A 19,344-nucleotide genomic window follows, 5' to 3' on the forward strand; every position below is an offset into this window, starting at 1 on the left:
TCAATATGAACCAAGCTGATAGATTCTTTTCTTTTGAAAGCCTATTTCTGCCTCTTTCGGAGTTTATGGCGCAAGGGGGAACCGTCCTTTGGTGGTTGGCTGTGGTTGTTGCCATTTGTTGGTTGTTGGTCATTGAACGCATTCTTTACTTGGCTTTTACTTTCCCGAAACAGCGTAAGCAGTGGATTGAGCAGTGGCATCAACGTAGTGACCATCACTCTTGGTATGCGCACGCCATCCGTTCTAGATGGATAGGGCAAGCGCATATTCAACTCACCCAATACTTAAACATTATTAAAGTATTGGTAGCGATTTGCCCCATGCTGGGATTATTAGGCACAGTCACTGGCATGATCTCTGTTTTTGATGTGATGGCAACACAAGGCAGTAGTAATCCAAAACTGATGGCTTCAGGTATTTCATTGGCCACATTACCCACCATGGCCGGTATGGTTGCCGCTTTAGCCGGTATGTTCATTTATGCTCGCCTTGCGAAAACCTGCCGTCTGTGTGAACTAAAACTTGAAAAATCATTAAGGAGTCAGTGATGAGACTGGGTCGACGTTCATCGAATCAAGAAGAAGCGCAAGTGGATCTCACTTCGATGTTAGATATTGTTTTTATCATGCTGATTTTCTTCATTGTCACCAGCTCTTTTGTCCGAGAATCCGGCGTTGAAGTGAATAGACCATCGGCAGCAAATGTGGCTGCGCAAAAAGATGCCGGTATTTTTGTGGCCATTACGGCCGCCAATGATATCTACATTGATAAAAGACAAATTGATGCGGAAAGAGTACAAGCCACATTAGAACATTTATTGCTTGAACAACCGGAAGCCTCACTGGTCATTCAGGCTGATGAACATGCCTATAATGGGACGGTGGTAAAAGTGATGGATGCGGCAAAAGGCGCTGGTGTAAAAAATATAGCCTTAGCGGCGGAGAAACGCGGATGATGCGTTTATTACTCGCCACGCCTTTCGCTGCGGCGATTTCCGTCGGTTTATTTGCGTTTATGGCTTGGATGGTGAATAACGATGGTCTGCGTTCGCCCCAACAGAATCAGTCACTGAGTTTTAATATGGTGATGGTTGAGCAAGAGCAAGAAGTACAGCGTCGTCAACGTGCGGTTCCCGAGCAACCCAAGGCTCCGGAGCCACCGCCGAAAGCGCCTGTTTCTAAACAGCAAAGTTCGGTAGCCAATACGTTAACTCCAACCAGTGTACCATCATTGGGGCTGGATACGGCCATTAATGGCATTGCGATTAACGCCCCAACCTTTGGTGATTTTGGTGCCAATCAGCAAGCCTTACCTCTGTATCGTGTTGAGCCGACGTATCCTGCTCGCGCTTTACAACGTAATATTGAAGGTTACGTTGTCTTGCGTTTTACCATCGATGAAACCGGCAGACCCACTGAGATTGAAGTGCTCGACGCCAACCCAAGACGAATGTTTGAGCGCGAAGCGATGCAAGCATTACGGAGTTGGAAATATCAGCCCAAACTGTTAGATGGCAGTGCAGTTACTCAGCCTGGTCAAACAGTAAAACTGGAGTTTAAGTTAGCCAAATGATCAGACGATTTATCCTTTACCTCATGTTGCTGGGTTCAACTTCATCATTAGCGACTGAGCTTAGCCCTTATGCTGCAAATAAAGCCTTGCAAGCAAACCAGTTTGCTCAAGAAGAGCGCTTTGGCGAGGCGATTCGTTTATTAGAGGAAACCCAATTCAGTCGCGCTTATGATAAGGCTTATTTAGCCCGAATGTTGGGCGTGTTTTACTGGCAAAATGAACAGCTAAAACCGGCGATAAAATCACTGAATAATGCTGTCAATAGCGGTGAGTTACAGGATGAACAGGGCTGGACAACCAGACGCATGTTGGCTGATCTTTTATTGATGGATCAACAATATCAACAAGCATTGTCTCATTATTATCAGCTCACTAAACAGGTTCCTGCCGATCAAAAAGCGCATGAATTGTGGCTAAGAATTGCTCAGGTTCATTACCAGTTACAGCAATGGAAAAAAACCTTAGAGGCGATGGCGCATTATGAACGCTTTAAACGCCCTGATGAGATCACCCCATTATCCGTCAAGTTAGGGGCCCAATTACAATTAGAACGTTGGTCTCCTGCGATTGATACACTGAAACGATTAATTACGTTAGAGCCCACGAAAAGTAGTTGGTGGTTGCAGTTGGTGAGCCTTGAACTTCGCACTGGTCAGCAAAAAGAAGCGTTAAACAGCTTAGGGCTGGCTAAATTACAAGGTGTTGAGCTTAGTCAGCAAGAATTGAGATTGTTAGCCCAATTGTATGCTCAAAATGGCATTCCAGAACGAGCGGCGCAATTACTCGAGCAGCTAGCGACGACAAACAGTGATCTTGACCTGATCACTGAGCGTGCAACTTATTGGCAAAGAGCGAAAGAGTGGGATAAAGCCATTGAAACTTGGTTGATCGCCGCTAAGAGAGAAAGTCAATATTACTGGAATGTGGCATTACTGCAGAGCCAGCAAGGGGAGTATCAACAAGCATTAGCTTCTTTAGAGCAAGTCAAAGGTCAGCAACGCCAACCAGAGATGGCCCTTGCCAGAGCGAGAGTCCTATATAAGCTTAATAAACTGGATGATGCCTTAGCACAAGCAAAGAAAGCGCATCATCTAGAGCCTTCTCAAGAAAGTAAAGGGTGGGTTAATTTCCTCTCTCAGCTTAGGGCGATCAACGCTCGGCAAACGTCTTAATGATAAAAAGGCGCAACTTATTGGGTTTGCGCCATTCTTTCCTATTTGATCAATAACTAAAACCCATTAGCGGTTTATTTCTTTTCTCTCTATTCTTGCTCTAACTGATTCATGCAGTAGAGCGATGCTCGGTTTTCATAAGATCGAATCATAGATAAAGAGGAGGCGATGGTGTCAGGTAAAAAAGCACTGGTTGTAGAAGGGGGAGCCATGCGCGGCATTTTTGCCAGTGGGGTGTTAGACGCATTTATGGAACAAAACTACCGCCCTTTTGATTTTGTTATGGGCGTATCTGCGGGGGCCTCTAACTTAGTCGGTTATTTAGCTCATCAACCCAAACGTAGCTATCAAGTGATTACCGAACTGGCTACCAGCAAACGTTTTTATAATCCGGGGAGATTTTTACGGGGGGGAAGTCTCGTTGATGTCCGATGGCTTATCGATGAAGCGAATGAGCATTATCCTATTGATGAAGAGCGTTTATTTTCATCGGTTCCTTTCTTTGCTGCGGCAACAAACATTAACACAGGTAAAGCCGATTACTATCAAGTCACACGGGAGAACTTTGTAACGGCCATTGAAGCTACCTCAGCGCTCCCTTTGGTGTATAAAAATACGCCATGTTTTTCTGGTGGGTGTTATACCGATGGTGGTGTAGCTGACTCTATCCCAGTCAAAGAAGTATATCGGCGTGGAGCCCGTGATATTACAGTGATCTTATCTCATCCTCTGAGCTATACCATGAATAAACCCAAAAGTGAGTGGATGATGAAAAAGCTTTTTGCTCGTTATCCGCAAGTCGCTAATTCCGTTGTACATCGGGCAGAAAAATACAATGGATCTCTACAATTTATTCATCATCCCCCAAAAGATGCCAATATTGAGGTTATTGCCCCGCCTGAAAATTTTGCGGTGAAACGGTTAACGATGAAAAAACCGCTATTGCAGCAGGGGTATCAGATGGGCCTAAATGCCGGGAAGCAGTATTTACAATCTATGGAGAAAAAATATGAGTTTATTTGACAAGATCATTATATTTACTTGTGATATCAATAATTATCAATCCGTTCTTGCGGGTTTAGATGCTCGCTACCAAGAAGATCGTGAACAGTGACACAGTTATTCAATGATTGAGGAACAAACAAGTCTTATCTGGTGAGAGAAGGCTCGTGGCGTATCATAAATCATAAGATCATCGCCGCATGATTTCACATACTTTTCCTTATGTATCACCAGACATTCAGTCAGAAGAGGAAAAGAAACGTGCATTTAAAACTCTCACTCATCACGCTGTCACTATTGGCTGCAACTCCAATATATGCGGCTGATGTTCAGGCTCAACGGATACCACTTCTTCAGGCCAATGAGTATCGGGAGGGGGTAGAGCTGGAGCAATACTGGCAAAGTGAAAAATTAGATGGAATTCGGGCTCTATGGAATGGCACACAGTTAGTTACCCGCACAGGTCATCCGATTTATGCTCCGAAATGGTTTACCGCTGGGTTACCTGAGTACCCCGTAGAAGGGGAGCTTTGGGCCGGTAGAGGACGATTTTCTCTGGTTCAACAAACCGTACTGGATCACCATCCATCCGATGTAGCATGGCAGCAGATAAGGTTCATGTTATTTGATTTGCCGACTTTCGAGGGGCATTATCCAATGCGTTATCAAAGATTAATTGCACTTACATCTGCCATTTCTCAAGAACACATTCAATACATTCAACATCATCCCATTACATCAGAAGCGGTACTACTTAACGATCTTGAGCAGATTTTTGCTTCAGGAGGTGAGGGGTTAATGCTCAGAAAAATAACCTCTTTCTATACGGCGGGAAGAAGTGACGATTTGTTAAAACTTAAAATACACCAAGATAGTGAAGCGCGAGTTATAGGGTATAGGATGGGAAAAGGTAAATATCAGAATATGGTTGGATCACTGATAGTACGTAATGAAGAGGGTGTTGAGTTTGGGTTAGGGAGTGGGCTGAGTGATTTTTTACGCCAACAACCACCAGAAATCGGTTGTGTGATCACCTATCGATTTAATGGGGAGACGGATTCAGGTAAGCCGCGTTTTGCTCGCTTTATGCGAGTTAAAGAATCTTGTGCCTACACTGAGACTTTTACCTTCCGTTAAGCGTTATTTTAAGCAATGCCGCGATTTATTGAGGATAATCGCGGCGTTACTTAATCATACCGCCTATTATTTGGTCGCATAGTGCATTTGAATATCATCATCTTGGTGTTGCATCCAATATAATCGTAACCCTAGCATGAGCGCAGCCGAGCTTAGCCCAACAATGAAACCAATCCAAAAGCCACTGGCACCCATTGGCTCGACGATCCAATCTGTCATGGCTAATAGATAACCCGTTGGCAGACCTAATATCCAATAAGCAATAAAGGTGCGGTTGAAAATGGCTGCCATATCTTTATAGCCACGTAGAGCTCCTGCTGCAACAACTTGAATGGCATCCACACACTGATAAATACCCGCTAAAATCAACAATTGCATCGCCATGGTAATCACTTCAGGGTTATGAGTATAAAGTAAAGCGATCTCTTCTCGGAACCAAATAGTAAACGTTGCGGTAAATAAGGAGGCGACAACCCCCACAAGCAATCCCACATTGGACGCAACCGCTGCGCCTCGTAAGTTTTCTTCGCCCAGGGTATGCCCAACGCGTATAGAAACTGCCGCGCCAATGCTCATGGGTAAAACAAAAACCAGTGAAGAGAAGCTTAAAGCCACTTGATGTGCAGCTACGACCAATGGACCTAATGGTGCGACCAGTAACGCTACTGCTGCAAAAAGCGTGACCTCGAAAAAGAGTGCGGCAGCTACCGGAAAACCGAGCTTGAATAAGCGGCGCTGAGCTTGCCATTGAGGCGGATGGAAGGCCGCGAATAGCTGAATACGAGCGAGTCGGTTCGAGGTGATCACATAAAAGAGCAACATGAGGAACATTAACCAGTAAACGATGGTGGTTGCGACACCACACCCTACGCCACCCAGTGCTGGTGCGCCAAATTTGCCATAAACAAAAATCCAGTTTAGCGGAATGTTAAAAAGTAAACCTAAAAAGCCAATAACCATGGCAGGTTTGGTCAGTGACATTCCATCGGTAAAGCTGCGTAAGGTCTGGAAAAGAAGGAAAGCAGGGACAGCAAACATCACAGCGTGCATATAACCAATGGTTTTTTCAGCCATCAATGCTTCCACATCCATCAAACCTAAAATGGTTTTTGTTTGGAATAGAACCAGAATAATGGGGATAGAGATCCATAACGCTAGGCTTATTCCCTGTTGGATTTCAAATGGAATACGTTCTTGTCGGCCCGAACCATTTAGCTGTGCAACAACAGGGACCAGCGCCATCAGTAGGCCTATACCAAATAAAATAGAAGGTAACCAGATACTTGCTGCGATAGAGACTGCGGCCATATCGGTTGCACTCACCCCGCCTGCCATCACCGTGTCGACAAAACCCATCCCGGTTTGTGCAATAGAGGCAATTAATACCGGCGTCGCTAATTTAATTAGCGTCGACGCTTCTTTTTTATAACGTTGCACTGTTTTCTCCGCAAAAACGACGCGCTGAACCATAGAAAAGGCTCAGGGTTTGGTTATATAGCTAATGAAAATGCCATAATATTATGTAGTACTAGAGAGAATGATAAAGAAATGTCACACTAAGCACCACGAAAATCTATCGGAATCACAAAATGTTTACAGGTATTGTACAAGGGACGGCGAAAATTGTCTCGATGGATAGAAAAACACAATTTCAGACACATATTATTGAATTTCCTCAAGGGCTTAGCGAGGGTTTAACCCTTGGTGCTTCTGTGGCTCATAATGGGTGTTGCCTGACAGTGACTCAAATTGATGGTCAACGGGCCGCTTTTGATTTAATGCAAGAAACATTGGCGGTCACCAATTTGGGAGCGCTTCAAGTTGGTGATGAAGTGAATATCGAGCGTGCAGCAAAATTCGGTGATGAAATCGGTGGTCACTCCATGTCTGGCCATATCAGTGACATGGCAACATTAGTTGAGATTATTGAATCAGAGCATAATAAAACACTTTGGTTTGAATTGCCGACTGACTCAATGAAGTATGTGCTAACGAAAGGCTATATTGGTCTTGATGGTTGCTCATTGACCATTGGACAAGTAGAAAAAAATCGTTTTAATGTTCACCTTATCCCAGAAACGTTACAGCGCACATTATTTGGACGACGTCAGGTCGGAGATAAAGTGAATGTTGAATATGACCCTCAAACTCAAGCGATTATTGATACGGTTGAGCGTGTCTTGATGGCTAAGTTTGGTGACAAATGAGCTTAAAAGCTTGTTCATGGACCATGTCAAACGGATGGGGAATAAGAGGGCTCTTATTCCTAGTGCCGATCAGTTAAGACTTTAATCGGCAGATCAGTTGCCTGATCCTACCTGTATGTAAGAATCCGATACATTTTGTTTATCGGATTTTTTTATGCACGTTTCTCAAGCCCTCGACATCATCAACAGCTATAAACCCAATCACGTTGAAACACTCGCAGACCTCCTGCATCAATAGTGCTTATGCGCACTGATACTGTGACGCTAAGAAAGGACGACCTTTGTGAGCATCTCAGCATCCCCCGTCAAAAGTAAGCGTAGATCCATTTTTTCACTCATTATTCATCACCAAAAATAATGATTGTCATTAAGCCTTAATGATGTATTCACATAAAAGTCACCTTCACCTTCTACCGTGTACGGACTTGTTTAAGGATGACAACCTGAGGTTTTATCAATGAAACTGCTAGCTCAATGCGTTGCACTGGCGTTAATCGCCACACCACTTGCTCACGCACAATTCTCTCTCGACTCCCGTTATAAAGATAATGATGGTGATCTGGTCGCAGATATTCCCACTAACTCATCAGCATGGATAAACCCATCAACTCTGATTTTTGCTTATACGCCAGTCGAAGATCCTGCGGTTTACGCGGATGTCTGGAAACCGTTTTTAGACCACATGGCGAAAATAACAGGTAAACGTGTTCAATTTTTTCCGGTCAATTCTAACGCTGCGCAAATTGAAGCCATGCGTTCAGGACGTTTACATATTGCGGGATTTAATACTGGTTCAAACCCATTAGCGGTAGCGTGTGCAGGATTTCGTCCTTTTGCGATGATGGCTAGAGAAGACGGCAGCTACGGTTATGAAATGGAAATTATTACCTACCCAAGCTCTGGAATAGAAAAAATTGAAGATCTGCGTGGTCGCACCTTAGCATTTACTGCAGAAACCTCTAACTCGGGATTTAAAGCGCCACAAGCGCTACTTGAAGCGAGTTACCAATTAACCGCAGGTAAAGATTATACCCCGGCCTTCTCGGGCGCTCACGATAACTCCATTTTAGGCGTGGTTAACCGCGACTACGATGCCGCTGCTATTGCTAATTCTGTTGCCAAGCGCATGATCGCAAGAAACGTGATTAACGTAGACAGCTATAACACGATCTTTAAATCTGATAGCTTCCCTACCACAGGTTATGGCGTGGTTTACAACCTACACCCTGATTTACAAGAAAAAATCCGCCAAGCCTTTTTCAGTTTTGATTGGAAAGGTACAGCGATGGAAAAAGAATTCTCTCAGTCGGGTGAAGCACAGTTTATTCCTATTACCTTCAAAGAACACTGGTCTGTGGTACGTGAAATCGATCGAGCCATGGGTGTTCAATACACCTGTCGTTAACCCTGAAACGCAAGATGATACTGATTCATCTTGCGTTTTTTATTATCAAGGCGTGGATTCATGTTGACCATCAATGGATTAACCAAAACTTATCAAACCGGTGATAAGGCCCTCAATAATGTTTCATTCAGTGTTCCCAAAGGACAAGTTGTTGGCTTAATTGGCCCTTCTGGGGCAGGAAAATCAACCTTAATTCGCTGTATCAACCGTTTAGTCGAACCCAGCGATGGGGAAATTACTCTAAATAATTTAACGGTCAATCAGCTTTCTCAAACTCAGTTACGACAAGCCCGACGCAAAATTGGCATGATATTTCAAGAATATGCCCTCGTGGATCGCTTAACGGTGATGGAAAACGTCCTTTCAGGGCGATTAGGTTATGTTTCGTTTTGGCGTAGTTTTTGGCGGCAATATCCGGGGCAAGACATTAGCAACGCTTATCGACTCTTAGATCGCGTTGGTTTAATACAACATGCCGATAAAAGAGCTGACGCCCTATCAGGTGGACAGCGCCAACGAGTCGGTATCGCTCGTGCCTTAGCTCAAGATCCAGAACTGCTCTTGATTGATGAGCCAACCGCTAGCTTAGATCCTAAAACCAGTCGCCAAGTGATGCGTTTATTAGTTGAAATGTGTAATGAACGTGGCTTACCTGCGATTATTAATATTCACGATGTCGTCCTCGCCCAGCAGTTTACTGACCGCATTATTGGTCTGAAAGCGGGTGAAGTCGTGTTTGATGGCTCTCCACAACAACTGACAGAAAGTGTATTGACCCGAATTTACGGTGAAGAGGATTGGACCAGCATGCGCCAACCCGAATCATCCTTTGATACCGAACAAACCTATCAAGCTCATCGTTCATTGGTGAATGCATGAATCAAGCACCTTATTCAACTCAATGGAGTAAACCACCGCAGATCATTAAAAGTAGCATTTGGCGATGGATAATGGGTCTTTTTTGTCTGGCCTATTTATGGCTCGCTATTGGCAGTATAGAGATTAACTGGCTACGTATTTATGAAGGTTTAGAGCGGGCACAGCGCTTTATCGCCGGCTTCTTACAGCCTGATTTTTCCACTCGCTGGCGAGATATTTCCGCTGGAATGGTCGAAAGTTTAACCATGACTTTAACTTCCACAGTGGTAGGTATTGCTTTAGCGATTCCAGTTGGGCTTGGCGCCGCTCGCAACTTAAGCCCAACTTGGGTTTATATGATTTGTCGCGCTTTTATTGCCCTTAGCCGCTCTTTACAAGAAATTATCGTCGCAATCTTTTTCGTCGCTTTATTTGGCTTTGGTGCTTTTGCTGGCTTTTTGACCTTAACTTTCGCCACGATGGGTTTTATCGGTAAATTGCTGGCCGAAGAAATAGAAGGGATAGATCCGACACCGATCGAGGCAATCCAAGCCACTGGAGCCTCTTGGCTGCAGCGAGTGAATTACGCTATTCAGCCTCAGGTATTACCACGTCTACTTGGGTTGTGTTTATACCGACTCGATATTAACTTTCGTGAGAGTGCTGTAATCGGAATTGTTGGGGCCGGTGGCATTGGTGCCACTCTAAATACTTCTCTCTCGCGCTACGAATATGACAGCGCTGGAGCCATTCTCTTACTGATTATTGCTATTGTGATGCTCAGTGAATATGCTTCTGGCTATCTACGGAAATACGTGAAATGAATCCTCTCAACTCAAGTCTAACTTGGCAATATCGTACGCCAAAGGCTCAATTATTACTTTGGGTGGGTTGGATGTTACTGCTGGCTTTGTTTATTTATTGCTGGAATATCATGACAGAACATACCATGTGGGTGTTTGTCTACGATGCTCCTCAAACCGCTGCTGATTTAATAGACAGAGCCTTTCCTCCCCGTTGGTCTTATATGGAGCGCTTGTGGTCACCATTGTGGGACACGCTCAATATGGCAACCTTAGGTACCTTATTGGGTGTCATTTTAGCTACACCACTGGCATTTTTGGCCGCCAGTAATACCACGCCCTCTAGAGTATTGGTGAGGCCGATTGCGTTGTTTATCATCGTCGCTTCCCGCTCAATTAACTCTTTGATCTGGGCATTGCTACTGGTTTCGATTCTTGGTCCTGGTCTACTGGCTGGTATTTTGGCCATTGCACTACGCTCAATCGGTTTTGTCGGTAAATTATTGTATGAAGCGATTGAAGAAACCGACCTCACTCAAGTTGAGGCCATTACGTCTACAGGAGCAAGTCGAGTTCAAGTATTAAATTATGCGATTGTGCCGCAAGTTCTACCGACATTCTTTGGGATTAGTGTTTTTCGTTGGGATATTAATATCCGCGAAAGTGCCATCTTAGGTTTAGTTGGGGCTGGAGGCATCGGCATGCAATTACAATCGAGTTTAAATGTCCTCGCTTGGCCTCAAGTCACCTTGATTATTTTAGTCGTCTTGGCAACGGTAGTCGTAAGTGAATGGATATCTGCCAAGGTCCGTCAAGCAGTGATTTAATGGGGTTAGCTCTTAATATTCAACGTTAGGGCAATAAAAAAGTGGAGAGTTCTTCTCTAATGCCGCTCACCTTAAGTGAACGGCATTAGCTCTTATTCTCTGCTCTAAGTATCATTTCAACACTAAAATATTTGTTCATCATCAGCATCGATACTAAGCTCGACGGTGTTTTTTAGCTCATTAACCGTCATATTTAAATGTATCGCGTGACAGCAAGCGGGACAGTCATCATAAAATTCTTGGCTGCCATTACTCGCATCTAAAGTGATACGAATAGAATGTCCACAATGAGGGCACAGCGCCGTTCTTTCCGTAAAATTTTTCATCTCTCTTTCCTTACTTCTGTGGGAGATAAACTAATAGTAAGCAGGTAAGTTACTTAAAGTGGAAAATTAAGTGCAAATTTTGAAGAAGAACATAGAATTCGGTAAATATTCAAATCATTAAGAGATCATATCAATGATATATACGACGACAGAAACTATCCCTGGACAGGAAATTGTCGATATTTTAGGGGTTGTGATGGGCAATGTTGTTCAATCTAAGCACGTTGGCCGAGATATTATGGCGAATTTAAAAGGTTTAGTCGGGGGGGAATTAAGAGGTTACACCGAAATGTTAACTGAAGCCCGCAATGTCGCTATTGAGCGATTATTGACGGAAGCAAGGCTCCTAGGTGCTGATGCCGTTGTTGCTGTACGGTTAACTACCAGTGCGATTACTGACGGTTCATCAGAAGTCCTTGCTTTTGGTACGGCTGTAAAGCTAAAAAAATAAATTTAGTAAGAGTGAAGCCCTATGGGTATATACACGCTTCACTCTTACTCAACGAAAAACAAGAGGTTAATTAGCCAGTATGTTTTTGATCATTGCATCTGCTTGGGCTAAATAGTGGCCACCAAAATGGTTGCAGTAATTGAGTATTAGGTAAAGGTTATAGATGTGCTTTCGTTCTTCATAGCGAGTATCTAGAGGATAGACACTCTCATAACCTTGATAAAACTCGGGTTTAAATCCACCAAATAGTTCTGTGGCCGCGAGATCACACTCTCTGTCCCCCCAATAACAAGCGGGATCATAACCGATAGGGCCTGTCACGGATTGAGCGACATTACTGGACCACAAGGCGCCATGCAGTAATGCTGGCCTTGGCATATGTGGGCCAAGTTTTTGTTTGATCAACTCGACAAATTCATCAATATCAACCAGAGCTATCCCTTTTTCTTTGAGCAATTGCAGTTGCCAGCCAATACGTTGCTCAGCAAAAAAGAGCCCCCATTTCTTATGCCAAGGGTTAGGTTGTATTACGGTGCCTAAATGATTTTCTACATCAAATCCATATTCTTTTTGTTCACCCCACTGGTGGAGCTTTGCTAACTGTTGTCCAAACAGATAACTCTGTTCGGGATCATCGAGAGGTTTAGTCGGTAGGTAGTTGAGGATAATAAAAGCGTGGTTTTTGGTTGTCCCAACGAGTATAGGAATGGGAACCGTGATGGACTGACTTTCAGCCAAAAGCCTCAAGTTATCAGCTTCCAGCTCATAGTGATGGATAAAATCACGTTGGTTAACCTTCACAAAGTAGCGTTCAGCGTCATCGGAAATTACATAGCAGTCGTGAAGTTCGCCACCTTCTAATCTCTCTTTTTCAACGATACGATAGTGGATTGATAAGGTCTCTGAAAGTTGTTGCGCAATAGCTTGCCACATAGCGATCTTCCCATCCCTATTAACGTATATCTAGTGTAGGCGATCGAATAAAAGATTTCCGATGCTAATGCACATAATTTCATCTAATTGTTGATTCCGTCGCCCTAAAACATATAAATGTGATAATTATCAACTTTCTAAGTGGGCCTTAAATACACTTTTCCTTGTACACTGAGTTTGAGATGCAATAATGATGTTTCTTATAGAGAACCGCGTCAATGGGACATAAAAGAATCTGACTGTGAGTAACTGTTCTTGTTTGGTCGAGAAAACAGTTTGTCTTCAAAGATTCTGTCGCATAAATCTGTGAAAAAGGTCGTTCATGGCTTAGTATTACTTAAGAGAACGTTGATTCTGGCAGTAAGCGGTAAAGCGGAGAAAAAAAGTGGTTGTAGATACCGACGGTTATTCAGCTCTAATTGAACATTTAGCGATGAACATGGACATTTTTACTCGTGATGGTTACACGGGCAAAGAGAGTGTTGAAGATGTCATTACTGATATGGTTGCCAGTAATATTATGGCCATATTCGAGCAAAACCCTGAACTGCATTCAAGTGTACGCTTTCAGTTACTGAAAGAGGCGGATCTTGTGGTGGATGATTTAGGTGAAGTACTGGCTGGCGTTTGGTCAAAACCAGCGACCAATGATCAGATCTTATTTCTAGATGAATATATTGCGTTGGTAAAAAATCTGTTTGACTCTGCCGTGAGCAAATATGACTGAGTTTTGATAATTTACCTCCTCACTTCTGTCGGATTATTCATCACCACCGCTGGCGGGTTTTCTATCCGCCTGAATTGCCATAGTTTAGATGCCCAATAAGGGTTATCCAGCCTCGATATGATCACACCCTGTGAGGTGGATGCATGCATAAAATATTGATTACCTAAGTAGATCCCAACATGGCGGGTTGAACGGGATGTCTTGAAAAAAACCAAATCACCATACTGAGCATCTTGATAACGAATCACTTGGCCTTGCTGGCTCTGTAAGCGCGTCGTTCTTGGTAACGAGTGTTGCCACGCTTCTTGAAATGCAATTTGTACAAACGCAGAACAATCAATTCCTGCTTTGTTCGTACCGCCAAGACGGTAAGGAACCCCTTGCCACTGTTGATAGACGGAAAATAGCGATGTTTCTGGCCATTGTGAAGGTTGCTGCCAAGTTTGATGTTTGGGGGAATAATTGGGCTGGGTCGTACACCCAATAGTCATAAACAGGGTTAATAGACTGAAATAATAATGTCTCTTCATTTTCCTACCTAAATGATTGAATCAGCGGAGCCTTATTTCTGCTTGTATCGGCGTTGAAGCTTTGGTCGATGGGCCATTTTCTTAAAAAACTAGCCAGTGGAAGAGCAGAGCGGTAGAATCGCCGCTTATTTTTATTTTCCGTGATGGTTATGAGAATTCACGCTTTTCACCGTTTGTATCAGGATCGCTTGCAACGATCAACCAAACCTTTTTTAGCCCGCGGCTCAAAAATAGCGCGTTGTTCATTTTGTCATGTCCCTTGTGAACACTGTTTATGTGAATACCAGCCAGATATTGAGACAGCCGTTGCGGTTATGCTGCTGGTGTCTGAAAACGAAGTCTTTAAACCCAGCAATACTGGGCGATTGATTGCGGATACGGTCAAAGAAACTTATGTGTATCAATGGCATCGTACGGAGCCTGATCCTCAGATGTTAGCTTTGATCTCCGATCCCGCTTTTTTCCCTGTACTGGTTTTCCCTGCGCAAACAGAGCAAGATAGAGCTCGTCAACTGAGCGCACTGCCTAAGTTTAGTGACGGTAATAAAAAGCCGTTATTGATTTTTATTGATGGCAGCTGGCGTGAAGCCAAACGCATTTTTCGTCGTTCTACTTACCTTGCTTCGCTTCCAATATTGTCTATTGAGCCTGAGCAGTTATCGAGTTATTTGATGCGAAAAGCCAGTAATGAACAATATTTGGCCACCGCAGAAGTGGCAAGTTTAGTGCTGTCATTATGTGGTGAGGAAAAAGGGGCAGAAGCATTGCGCATCTGGTTTGAAGCCTTTAAAGAAAGCTACTTATTGGGGAAATCTCGGCTTAAACCCGTGCTTGATAGACCGGCACTTAAGAGATGGCAAGCGTATCAACAAACCGTGTAAAGTGACGTGACTCGCTATATCGACGTATGGTGAGGTTTTCAGATGTAAACCCTATCGAGAAAAGAATAAACTCGGGGTTGGTCACGGACAGGTTACTGAGCAATATGGATAATATTGCCGTTTTTATTTTTTGATGATTTAACCCAAGGCTGGGTATTTTTAAGGAGAGATGAGCATGTATTATGGCTTTGATGTCGGCGGCACAAAAATTGAGTTTGGCGCTTTTGATGAAAATTTACAGCGTGTTGCCACCGAACGAGTACCGACACCCACGGATGATTATGCCCTGCTAGTGGATACCATTGCTGGCTTGATAGCAAAGTATGATGCTCAATTTGGTGTAGAAGGAAAAATTGGCCTTGGCTTACCGGGTATGGAAGATGCTGATGACGGTACCGTTTTAACCGTTAACGTTCCGGCGGCGAAAGGAAAGCCTTTACGTGCAGATCTTGAAGCAAAAGTTGGGCGCAGCGTGAAAATTGAAAACGATGCGAACTGTTTTGCGCTCTCTGAAGCATGGGATGAAGATCTGAAAGAAGCGCCTTCTGTCATGGGGTTAATCCTTGGAACAGGTTTTGGTGGCGGTTTAGTCTATGATGGAAAAATTTTCTCTGGCCGTAACCATGTCGCGGGGGAAATGGGACATATGCGTCTGCCGATTGATGCTTGGTTTCATCTTGGCAGTGAAAAAGCGCCCTTATTAAGCTGTGGTTGTGGTAACAAAGGTTGTCTTGATAACTATTTGTCTGGCCGTGGTTTTGAACTGATTTATGAACACTACTTTGCTGAAAAGAAAGCGGCGATCGATATTATTACGGCTTATCAGCAAGGGGAAGCGAAAGCGATGGAGCACGTTGAGCGCTTTATGGAGTTATTAGCCATCTGCTTTGCGAATTTATTTACCGCGAACGATCCGCATGTTGTGGTATTAGGTGGTGGCTTGTCTAATTTTGATCTGATCTATCAAGAAATGCCAAAGCGGATTCCCAAACATCTATTGTCTGTCGCAAAATGTCCAACAATCATTAAAGCTAAACATGGTGATTCTGGTGGCGTTCGCGGTGCGGCTTTCTTGAATATTAAGTAATTGGTATTTGTAAAGGTAAAAGGCTTACTAAGCAGTAAGCCTTTTTTGTGAACGAATGCTAGATCCTAATTTAAGCTTTTGGCTTTTTACCGACACCATGATTTTCTTTTGCTTGCAACGTTATCAGTCCAAAGCCTAATTTCTTAAAATAGTTGTCTCGATAATTACGGACCGCTTTCGTATCTGAGACGGCTTCTAGCTGTAATTCCATCTTCAGATACTCGGAAAGATCAATCCCTTCTGCTTCAGCAACGGCTTCATGAATATTGCGGTGTTTTTCATAAGAAAACGTTAATGTTTTCTGTTCATCTTTGTAGCTGTAAATAATGGTACGAGCCATGGGGTTCTCTATTTGCTCTTATTAATGGGCTAAATTCTGCCTTGAAGTGGGATGATTGTCACGCTTTCACCGACACTAACCTTATCAACGGCGGGTTCAATCTCAATTAAACAGTTGGCTTGGCTCATGGAACGTAAGATTCCAGAACCTTGTTTTCCTGTCGTTTTCACGACAAGTTGTCCCGATGCATTCGTGGAGTAAATACCACGGCTAAATTCTGTTCTTCCATGGCGTGATCGTAACTCTTCAGTAGCGATCGCTCGAACTTTTAATGGTTGCCAATCACTCTCACCTTGCATCTTTCGCAAGGCAGGTTCAACAAAGTTGATAAACGATACCATGACAGCCACAGGGTTTCCTGGCAACCCAAAGAAGGGGCAATGACCAATGCGGCCAAAGGCTAACGGACGGCCCGGGCGCATATTAATCCGCCAAAAATCGACCTGACCAAGCTTTTCGAGGGCTGATTTAATAAAATCTGCATCACCCACAGATACCCCACCAGAGGTCATGACCACATCCGCTTGTTGGGTTGCTTGCTGTAATGTGGTTATCATTTTATCTTCATTATCTTCGATAATACCGAGATCAACTACCTCACAACCCAGTTGGGAGAGTAGTCCGATTAATGAAAAGCGATTGGAATCGTAAATAGTATGATCGGAGGGTGAGGTGCCAGGGGGTTGTACTTCATCACCCGTTGAAAAAATGGCCACTTTGAGAGGTCGTATGATATGAACATGGCTCATTCCCAGAGAAGCAAGCATGCCCATTTCTGCTGACTGTATCCGTTGGCCAGAATGAAAGACCATTTGACCTTGGGCGAGATCTTCGCCCGCTTGGCGAACATTTTGCCCCGCTGTAATGGTTTTCGTTGTAAAAGAAACAGACAAATGGCTTTCAACGGCTTGCTCTCGCATGACGACAGTATCTGCGTTATCTGGCATTGGGGCGCCGGTCATGATTTTTACGCTTTCCCCTAATGCGAGTGGTTGTGAATAGGGGTGTCCCGCTAAGATCTCTCCCACGAGCGTGTAGTGTGAACGTCCAAGATCATCACTACGAATCGCGTACCCATCCATGGCTGAGTTGCGATAGGCAGGAACTGAAATCGGAGAGGTAATAGGGCAAGCAAGTACGCGCCCATAAGCATCTTTGATGGCAACCTTTTCTTGCTCGTGAATAGGATTAACGGCTGCTAGGATTCTCTCAATTCCTTGACTGACAGAAAGAAAAGCCGGAGAAAGCGTATCGCAGCAGACCGTTGTTGAAGGCTGACCCGAATCGCTTTTTACATAGTCTAAAATAAACTGCCCAATGGCCTCTAAATCATTGATAGACATCTGGGGAAGGGCGGTTTCGACAGGCTCGTCTGCTGCAATAGCAATAATATTGGGGTCATTTAAGTATAACCAAGGTTTCCCGACTTCTGCTCGGTGTAACTCAATTTTAGGGAAAGCAATATTTTTACATCCTTCGACTAAAATTAAATCTAGCTGTTGGCTGTCAAAGCATTGCAGTAATTCATTGAATTCAGTTTCTGAATCCGGAGTTTCAGTCATCAAAGCATATCGGTTACGAGAAGCAACCAGCATTTGTGAGGCTCCTGCCTTACGTAGGCGATAACTGTCTTTGCCGGGAATGTCAACATCAAAATCATGGTGAGCATGTTTTAGTACCCCAATACGCAGTCCAGCATGGGTTAACTTAGGTAGTAAGGCTTCAAGTAAGGTGGTTTTACCTGTTCCTGAATAAGCGGCAAAACCGAGCAAGGGAAGGGCTGGACGCTGAGTATTCATGAGTGTAATGCTCCAAATTGGGCGAGTTCTTGGGGGGTGTTCAAATTGAAAAAACAGGATGGGCTATCACTAAAATCGACATACTCTGTATGGCACTCATCGTAGAGCAAAATAATTTTACGATCGCCACGCATTAAAAACGCTTCTAATTTAGGTAAGACTCGACGATGAAAAAGGGTAAAAACGGGTTGTAGATGATGACCATCATGAGCCACTAATATTTCACTCTCTGTACTAACCGCATTGCAAAAACGTGTGACAAAATTATCACTCAGTAAGGGGCTGTCACAGGGTATAAAACCGACCCAGTCGGTTTGCGCATAGGTTAAACCGGCATGAATACCACCAAGTGGGCCTGGGTAGCGCTCAAAGAGATCGCTAATCACAGGGGCGTATTGAGCATAAAAGGCGTGGTTGCGGTTGGCGTTGATCAACACATGTTCGGCTTGAGGGGAAAGCCGCTCAAGAACATGTTCAATCAGTGGTTTTTCATTAAGCATGATCAACCCTTTATCATTCCCCCCCATGCGGCTTGCTTGTCCGCCTGCTAAAATAACCCAACTAGTTTGAGATGGAAGTAACATAAATGGTCTCTGATGGTTCGGGGATGACATGCAGTAACGGCGATTCAACTAACTGGTGGTCTTTGATCCACCACTGTTTATGACATAAATCGGTTAGTGCATTGGTTTGGTGACTGGTGATCACTAAACTGGATCCACGGTTCAATAAATCTTTCGCCATTATAACCAATCTATCGATAGATTCCTGATCTAATGAAGCGCTCGGCTCATCCATTAATAAAATCGAAGGGCTTAAGATCCAAGCTCTCGCCATGGCAACGCGCTGTTTTTCTCCACCCGATAAGACCGAGATATGTTCATTTGCCAAGCTTTCTAAGCCAACCATACGCAATGCATTGATGACCTTGCTGCGTTTTTCTTTCGCTGGCAAAGGAGAGAAACGAATGCCATAAGCAACATTACGATAAACGGTATCATCAAATAAATAAGGGGTTTGGTGTAGATAGACAACATGTTTATGGGCTCGACTGCGCAATATACGTTGCCACCACACTTGATGATGGGAGACAACGCCAGTGGTTGGTGTTAACAAACCCGCAAGAATTTTGAGTAGTGTGGTTTTTCCAACGCCATTATCGCCCTTAAGGTAGACCGCATCATTAGGGCCAAGCTCTAACGACGAGATATGAAATAAGCCTCGTTCATTAAAACGCATAGATAGCTGACTGGCAGTAAGTTTTATCGACATGGAATATCCTTTCTA

At 43.9% G+C, this 19,344-nt stretch carries 23 protein-coding genes; 15 read left to right on the top strand and 8 right to left on the bottom strand.

The features are described 5' to 3' along the window. Window positions 1-5 precede the first annotated feature (5 nt). From B5D54_RS13200 to B5D54_RS13225, 6 genes are all read left to right on the top strand, one after another. A complete protein-coding gene (locus tag B5D54_RS13200; protein WP_078927017.1) occupies window positions 6-548 on the top strand; it encodes a MotA/TolQ/ExbB proton channel family protein in 543 nt (180 codons plus the stop codon). Continuing rightward, complete coding sequence (locus B5D54_RS13205; RefSeq protein WP_078927018.1) at window positions 548-955, top strand: ExbD/TolR family protein; 408 nt, start codon at window positions 548-550, stop codon at window positions 953-955. Before B5D54_RS13200 ends, B5D54_RS13205 begins: the two co-directional genes overlap by 1 nt. Next, entirely contained in the window at window positions 952-1,572 is a 621-nt protein-coding gene (locus B5D54_RS13210) for an energy transducer TonB (protein WP_078927019.1), read from the top strand. Before B5D54_RS13205 ends, B5D54_RS13210 begins: the two co-directional genes overlap by 4 nt. Continuing rightward, complete coding sequence (locus B5D54_RS13215; RefSeq protein ID WP_078927020.1) at window positions 1,569-2,744, top strand: tetratricopeptide repeat protein; 1,176 nt, start codon at window positions 1,569-1,571, stop codon at window positions 2,742-2,744. Before B5D54_RS13210 ends, B5D54_RS13215 begins: the two co-directional genes overlap by 4 nt. Before the next feature lie 168 nt (window positions 2,745-2,912). Next, window positions 2,913-3,767 (top strand): patatin-like phospholipase family protein, encoded by an 855-nt coding sequence (locus B5D54_RS13220; protein ID WP_078927021.1) that lies wholly within the window; start codon window positions 2,913-2,915, stop codon window positions 3,765-3,767. Window positions 3,768-4,007: 240 nt separating this feature from the next. Next, window positions 4,008-4,883, top strand: coding sequence for a DNA ligase (locus tag B5D54_RS13225; RefSeq protein ID WP_078927022.1), 876 nt, complete (start codon window positions 4,008-4,010; stop codon window positions 4,881-4,883). A 66-nt stretch (window positions 4,884-4,949) separates the two neighbouring features. Here B5D54_RS13225 and B5D54_RS13230 read toward each other — a convergent pair whose 3' ends face one another. Then, window positions 4,950-6,320, bottom strand: coding sequence for an MATE family efflux transporter (locus tag B5D54_RS13230; protein ID WP_078927085.1), 1,371 nt, complete (start codon window positions 6,318-6,320; stop codon window positions 4,950-4,952). Between the two features lie 152 nt (window positions 6,321-6,472). Between B5D54_RS13230 and B5D54_RS13235 the strand changes: the two genes are divergently transcribed. The 5 genes from B5D54_RS13235 to phnE (B5D54_RS13255) all read left to right on the top strand — a co-directional run bounded on the left by B5D54_RS13235 (window position 6,473) and on the right by phnE (B5D54_RS13255) (window position 10,983). Further along, entirely contained in the window at window positions 6,473-7,090 is a 618-nt protein-coding gene (locus tag B5D54_RS13235; protein ID WP_078927023.1) for a riboflavin synthase subunit alpha, read from the top strand. Between the two features lie 457 nt (window positions 7,091-7,547). Continuing rightward, the gene (phnD, locus tag B5D54_RS13240) at window positions 7,548-8,495 is read left to right on the top strand and encodes a phosphate/phosphite/phosphonate ABC transporter substrate-binding protein (RefSeq protein ID WP_078927024.1); all 948 of its coding nucleotides are present in this window, start codon (window positions 7,548-7,550) and stop codon (window positions 8,493-8,495) included. 60 nt (window positions 8,496-8,555) lie between these two features. Then, window positions 8,556-9,374: a phosphonate ABC transporter ATP-binding protein gene (phnC, locus tag B5D54_RS13245; RefSeq protein WP_078927025.1), complete on the top strand. Its 819-nt coding sequence runs from the start codon at window positions 8,556-8,558 to the stop codon at window positions 9,372-9,374. After that, a complete protein-coding gene (phnE, locus tag B5D54_RS13250) occupies window positions 9,371-10,177 on the top strand; it encodes a phosphonate ABC transporter, permease protein PhnE (protein ID WP_078927026.1) in 807 nt (268 codons plus the stop codon). Before phnC ends, phnE (B5D54_RS13250) begins: the two co-directional genes overlap by 4 nt. Further along, the gene (gene phnE / locus B5D54_RS13255) at window positions 10,174-10,983 is read left to right on the top strand and encodes a phosphonate ABC transporter, permease protein PhnE (protein WP_078927027.1); all 810 of its coding nucleotides are present in this window, start codon (window positions 10,174-10,176) and stop codon (window positions 10,981-10,983) included. Before phnE (B5D54_RS13250) ends, phnE (B5D54_RS13255) begins: the two co-directional genes overlap by 4 nt. A gap of 122 nt (window positions 10,984-11,105) precedes the next feature. On the opposite strand, the gene B5D54_RS13260 is transcribed toward phnE (B5D54_RS13255), so the two are convergent. After that, window positions 11,106-11,309: a CPXCG motif-containing cysteine-rich protein gene (locus B5D54_RS13260; protein ID WP_078927028.1), complete on the bottom strand. Its 204-nt coding sequence runs from the start codon at window positions 11,307-11,309 to the stop codon at window positions 11,106-11,108. Window positions 11,310-11,442: 133 nt separating this feature from the next. Between B5D54_RS13260 and B5D54_RS13265 the strand changes: the two genes are divergently transcribed. Continuing rightward, window positions 11,443-11,760: a heavy metal-binding domain-containing protein gene (locus B5D54_RS13265; protein WP_078927029.1), complete on the top strand. Its 318-nt coding sequence runs from the start codon at window positions 11,443-11,445 to the stop codon at window positions 11,758-11,760. Between the two features lie 66 nt (window positions 11,761-11,826). Here the strand turns inward: B5D54_RS13265 and B5D54_RS13270 are convergent, their stop codons facing one another. After that, complete coding sequence (locus tag B5D54_RS13270) at window positions 11,827-12,693, bottom strand: fructosamine kinase family protein (protein WP_078927030.1); 867 nt, start codon at window positions 12,691-12,693, stop codon at window positions 11,827-11,829. Window positions 12,694-13,078: 385 nt separating this feature from the next. Here B5D54_RS13270 and B5D54_RS13275 point away from each other — a divergent pair, with 385 nt between their 5' ends. Beyond that, window positions 13,079-13,420 (top strand): DUF3802 family protein, encoded by a 342-nt coding sequence (locus tag B5D54_RS13275; protein ID WP_078927031.1) that lies wholly within the window; start codon window positions 13,079-13,081, stop codon window positions 13,418-13,420. Between the two features lie 11 nt (window positions 13,421-13,431). Here the strand turns inward: B5D54_RS13275 and B5D54_RS13280 are convergent, their stop codons facing one another. Further along, complete coding sequence (locus B5D54_RS13280; protein WP_078927032.1) at window positions 13,432-13,950, bottom strand: C40 family peptidase; 519 nt, start codon at window positions 13,948-13,950, stop codon at window positions 13,432-13,434. A 149-nt stretch (window positions 13,951-14,099) separates the two neighbouring features. Here B5D54_RS13280 and B5D54_RS13285 point away from each other — a divergent pair, with 149 nt between their 5' ends. Together B5D54_RS13285 and nagK are read left to right on the top strand one after the other, a co-directional pair. Further along, window positions 14,100-14,831: a tRNA-uridine aminocarboxypropyltransferase gene (locus tag B5D54_RS13285; RefSeq protein WP_078927086.1), complete on the top strand. Its 732-nt coding sequence runs from the start codon at window positions 14,100-14,102 to the stop codon at window positions 14,829-14,831. 175 nt (window positions 14,832-15,006) lie between these two features. Continuing rightward, entirely contained in the window at window positions 15,007-15,918 is a 912-nt protein-coding gene (gene nagK, locus B5D54_RS13290) for an N-acetylglucosamine kinase (protein WP_078927033.1), read from the top strand. 70 nt (window positions 15,919-15,988) lie between these two features. On the opposite strand, the gene B5D54_RS13295 is transcribed toward nagK, so the two are convergent. From B5D54_RS13295 to B5D54_RS13310, 4 genes are read right to left on the bottom strand one after another with little or no spacing between them, the layout of a single operon-like run. Beyond that, entirely contained in the window at window positions 15,989-16,258 is a 270-nt protein-coding gene (locus B5D54_RS13295) for a DUF2960 family protein (RefSeq protein ID WP_078927034.1), read from the bottom strand. A 29-nt stretch (window positions 16,259-16,287) separates the two neighbouring features. Beyond that, a complete protein-coding gene (locus B5D54_RS13300; RefSeq protein ID WP_078927035.1) occupies window positions 16,288-18,057 on the bottom strand; it encodes a bifunctional molybdopterin-guanine dinucleotide biosynthesis adaptor protein MobB/molybdopterin molybdotransferase MoeA in 1,770 nt (589 codons plus the stop codon). Further along, window positions 18,054-18,641 (bottom strand): molybdenum cofactor guanylyltransferase MobA, encoded by a 588-nt coding sequence (gene mobA, locus B5D54_RS13305; RefSeq protein ID WP_078927036.1) that lies wholly within the window; start codon window positions 18,639-18,641, stop codon window positions 18,054-18,056. Before mobA ends, B5D54_RS13300 begins: the two co-directional genes overlap by 4 nt. Then, a complete protein-coding gene (locus B5D54_RS13310; protein WP_078927037.1) occupies window positions 18,619-19,329 on the bottom strand; it encodes an energy-coupling factor ABC transporter ATP-binding protein in 711 nt (236 codons plus the stop codon). Before B5D54_RS13310 ends, mobA begins: the two co-directional genes overlap by 23 nt. Between the last annotated feature and the right edge of the window lie 15 nt (window positions 19,330-19,344).

The sequence above is a fragment of the Vibrio cincinnatiensis DSM 19608 genome, assembly GCF_900167345.1.
In the GTDB taxonomy this organism is placed as follows: Bacteria; Pseudomonadota; Gammaproteobacteria; order Enterobacterales; family Vibrionaceae; genus Vibrio; species Vibrio cincinnatiensis.

Excerpts from the sequence above, each read along its gene's own strand:
- B5D54_RS13200 (WP_078927017.1), top strand. The coding sequence starts at position 6 with ATGAACCAAGCTGATAGATTCTTTTCTTTTGAAAGCCTATTTCTGCCT.
- B5D54_RS13205 (WP_078927018.1), top strand. The coding sequence starts at position 548 with ATGAGACTGGGTCGACGTTCATCGAATCAAGAAGAAGCGCAAGTGGAT.
- B5D54_RS13210 (WP_078927019.1), top strand. The coding sequence starts at position 952 with ATGATGCGTTTATTACTCGCCACGCCTTTCGCTGCGGCGATTTCCGTC.
- B5D54_RS13215 (WP_078927020.1), top strand. The coding sequence starts at position 1,569 with ATGATCAGACGATTTATCCTTTACCTCATGTTGCTGGGTTCAACTTCA.
- B5D54_RS13220 (WP_078927021.1), top strand. The coding sequence starts at position 2,913 with ATGGTGTCAGGTAAAAAAGCACTGGTTGTAGAAGGGGGAGCCATGCGC.
- B5D54_RS13235 (WP_078927023.1), top strand. The coding sequence starts at position 6,473 with ATGTTTACAGGTATTGTACAAGGGACGGCGAAAATTGTCTCGATGGAT.
- phnD (WP_078927024.1), top strand. The coding sequence starts at position 7,548 with ATGAAACTGCTAGCTCAATGCGTTGCACTGGCGTTAATCGCCACACCA.
- phnC (WP_078927025.1), top strand. The coding sequence starts at position 8,556 with ATGTTGACCATCAATGGATTAACCAAAACTTATCAAACCGGTGATAAG.
- phnE (WP_078927026.1), top strand. The coding sequence starts at position 9,371 with ATGAATCAAGCACCTTATTCAACTCAATGGAGTAAACCACCGCAGATC.
- phnE (WP_078927027.1), top strand. The coding sequence starts at position 10,174 with ATGAATCCTCTCAACTCAAGTCTAACTTGGCAATATCGTACGCCAAAG.
- B5D54_RS13260 (WP_078927028.1), bottom strand. The coding sequence starts at position 11,309 with ATGAAAAATTTTACGGAAAGAACGGCGCTGTGCCCTCATTGTGGACAT.
- B5D54_RS13265 (WP_078927029.1), top strand. The coding sequence starts at position 11,443 with ATGATATATACGACGACAGAAACTATCCCTGGACAGGAAATTGTCGAT.
- B5D54_RS13270 (WP_078927030.1), bottom strand. The coding sequence starts at position 12,693 with ATGTGGCAAGCTATTGCGCAACAACTTTCAGAGACCTTATCAATCCAC.
- B5D54_RS13280 (WP_078927032.1), bottom strand. The coding sequence starts at position 13,950 with ATGAAGAGACATTATTATTTCAGTCTATTAACCCTGTTTATGACTATT.
- B5D54_RS13285 (WP_078927086.1), top strand. The coding sequence starts at position 14,100 with ATGAGAATTCACGCTTTTCACCGTTTGTATCAGGATCGCTTGCAACGA.
- nagK (WP_078927033.1), top strand. The coding sequence starts at position 15,007 with ATGTATTATGGCTTTGATGTCGGCGGCACAAAAATTGAGTTTGGCGCT.
- B5D54_RS13295 (WP_078927034.1), bottom strand. The coding sequence starts at position 16,258 with ATGGCTCGTACCATTATTTACAGCTACAAAGATGAACAGAAAACATTA.
- B5D54_RS13300 (WP_078927035.1), bottom strand. The coding sequence starts at position 18,057 with ATGAATACTCAGCGTCCAGCCCTTCCCTTGCTCGGTTTTGCCGCTTAT.
- mobA (WP_078927036.1), bottom strand. The coding sequence starts at position 18,641 with ATGTTACTTCCATCTCAAACTAGTTGGGTTATTTTAGCAGGCGGACAA.
- B5D54_RS13310 (WP_078927037.1), bottom strand. The coding sequence starts at position 19,329 with ATGTCGATAAAACTTACTGCCAGTCAGCTATCTATGCGTTTTAATGAA.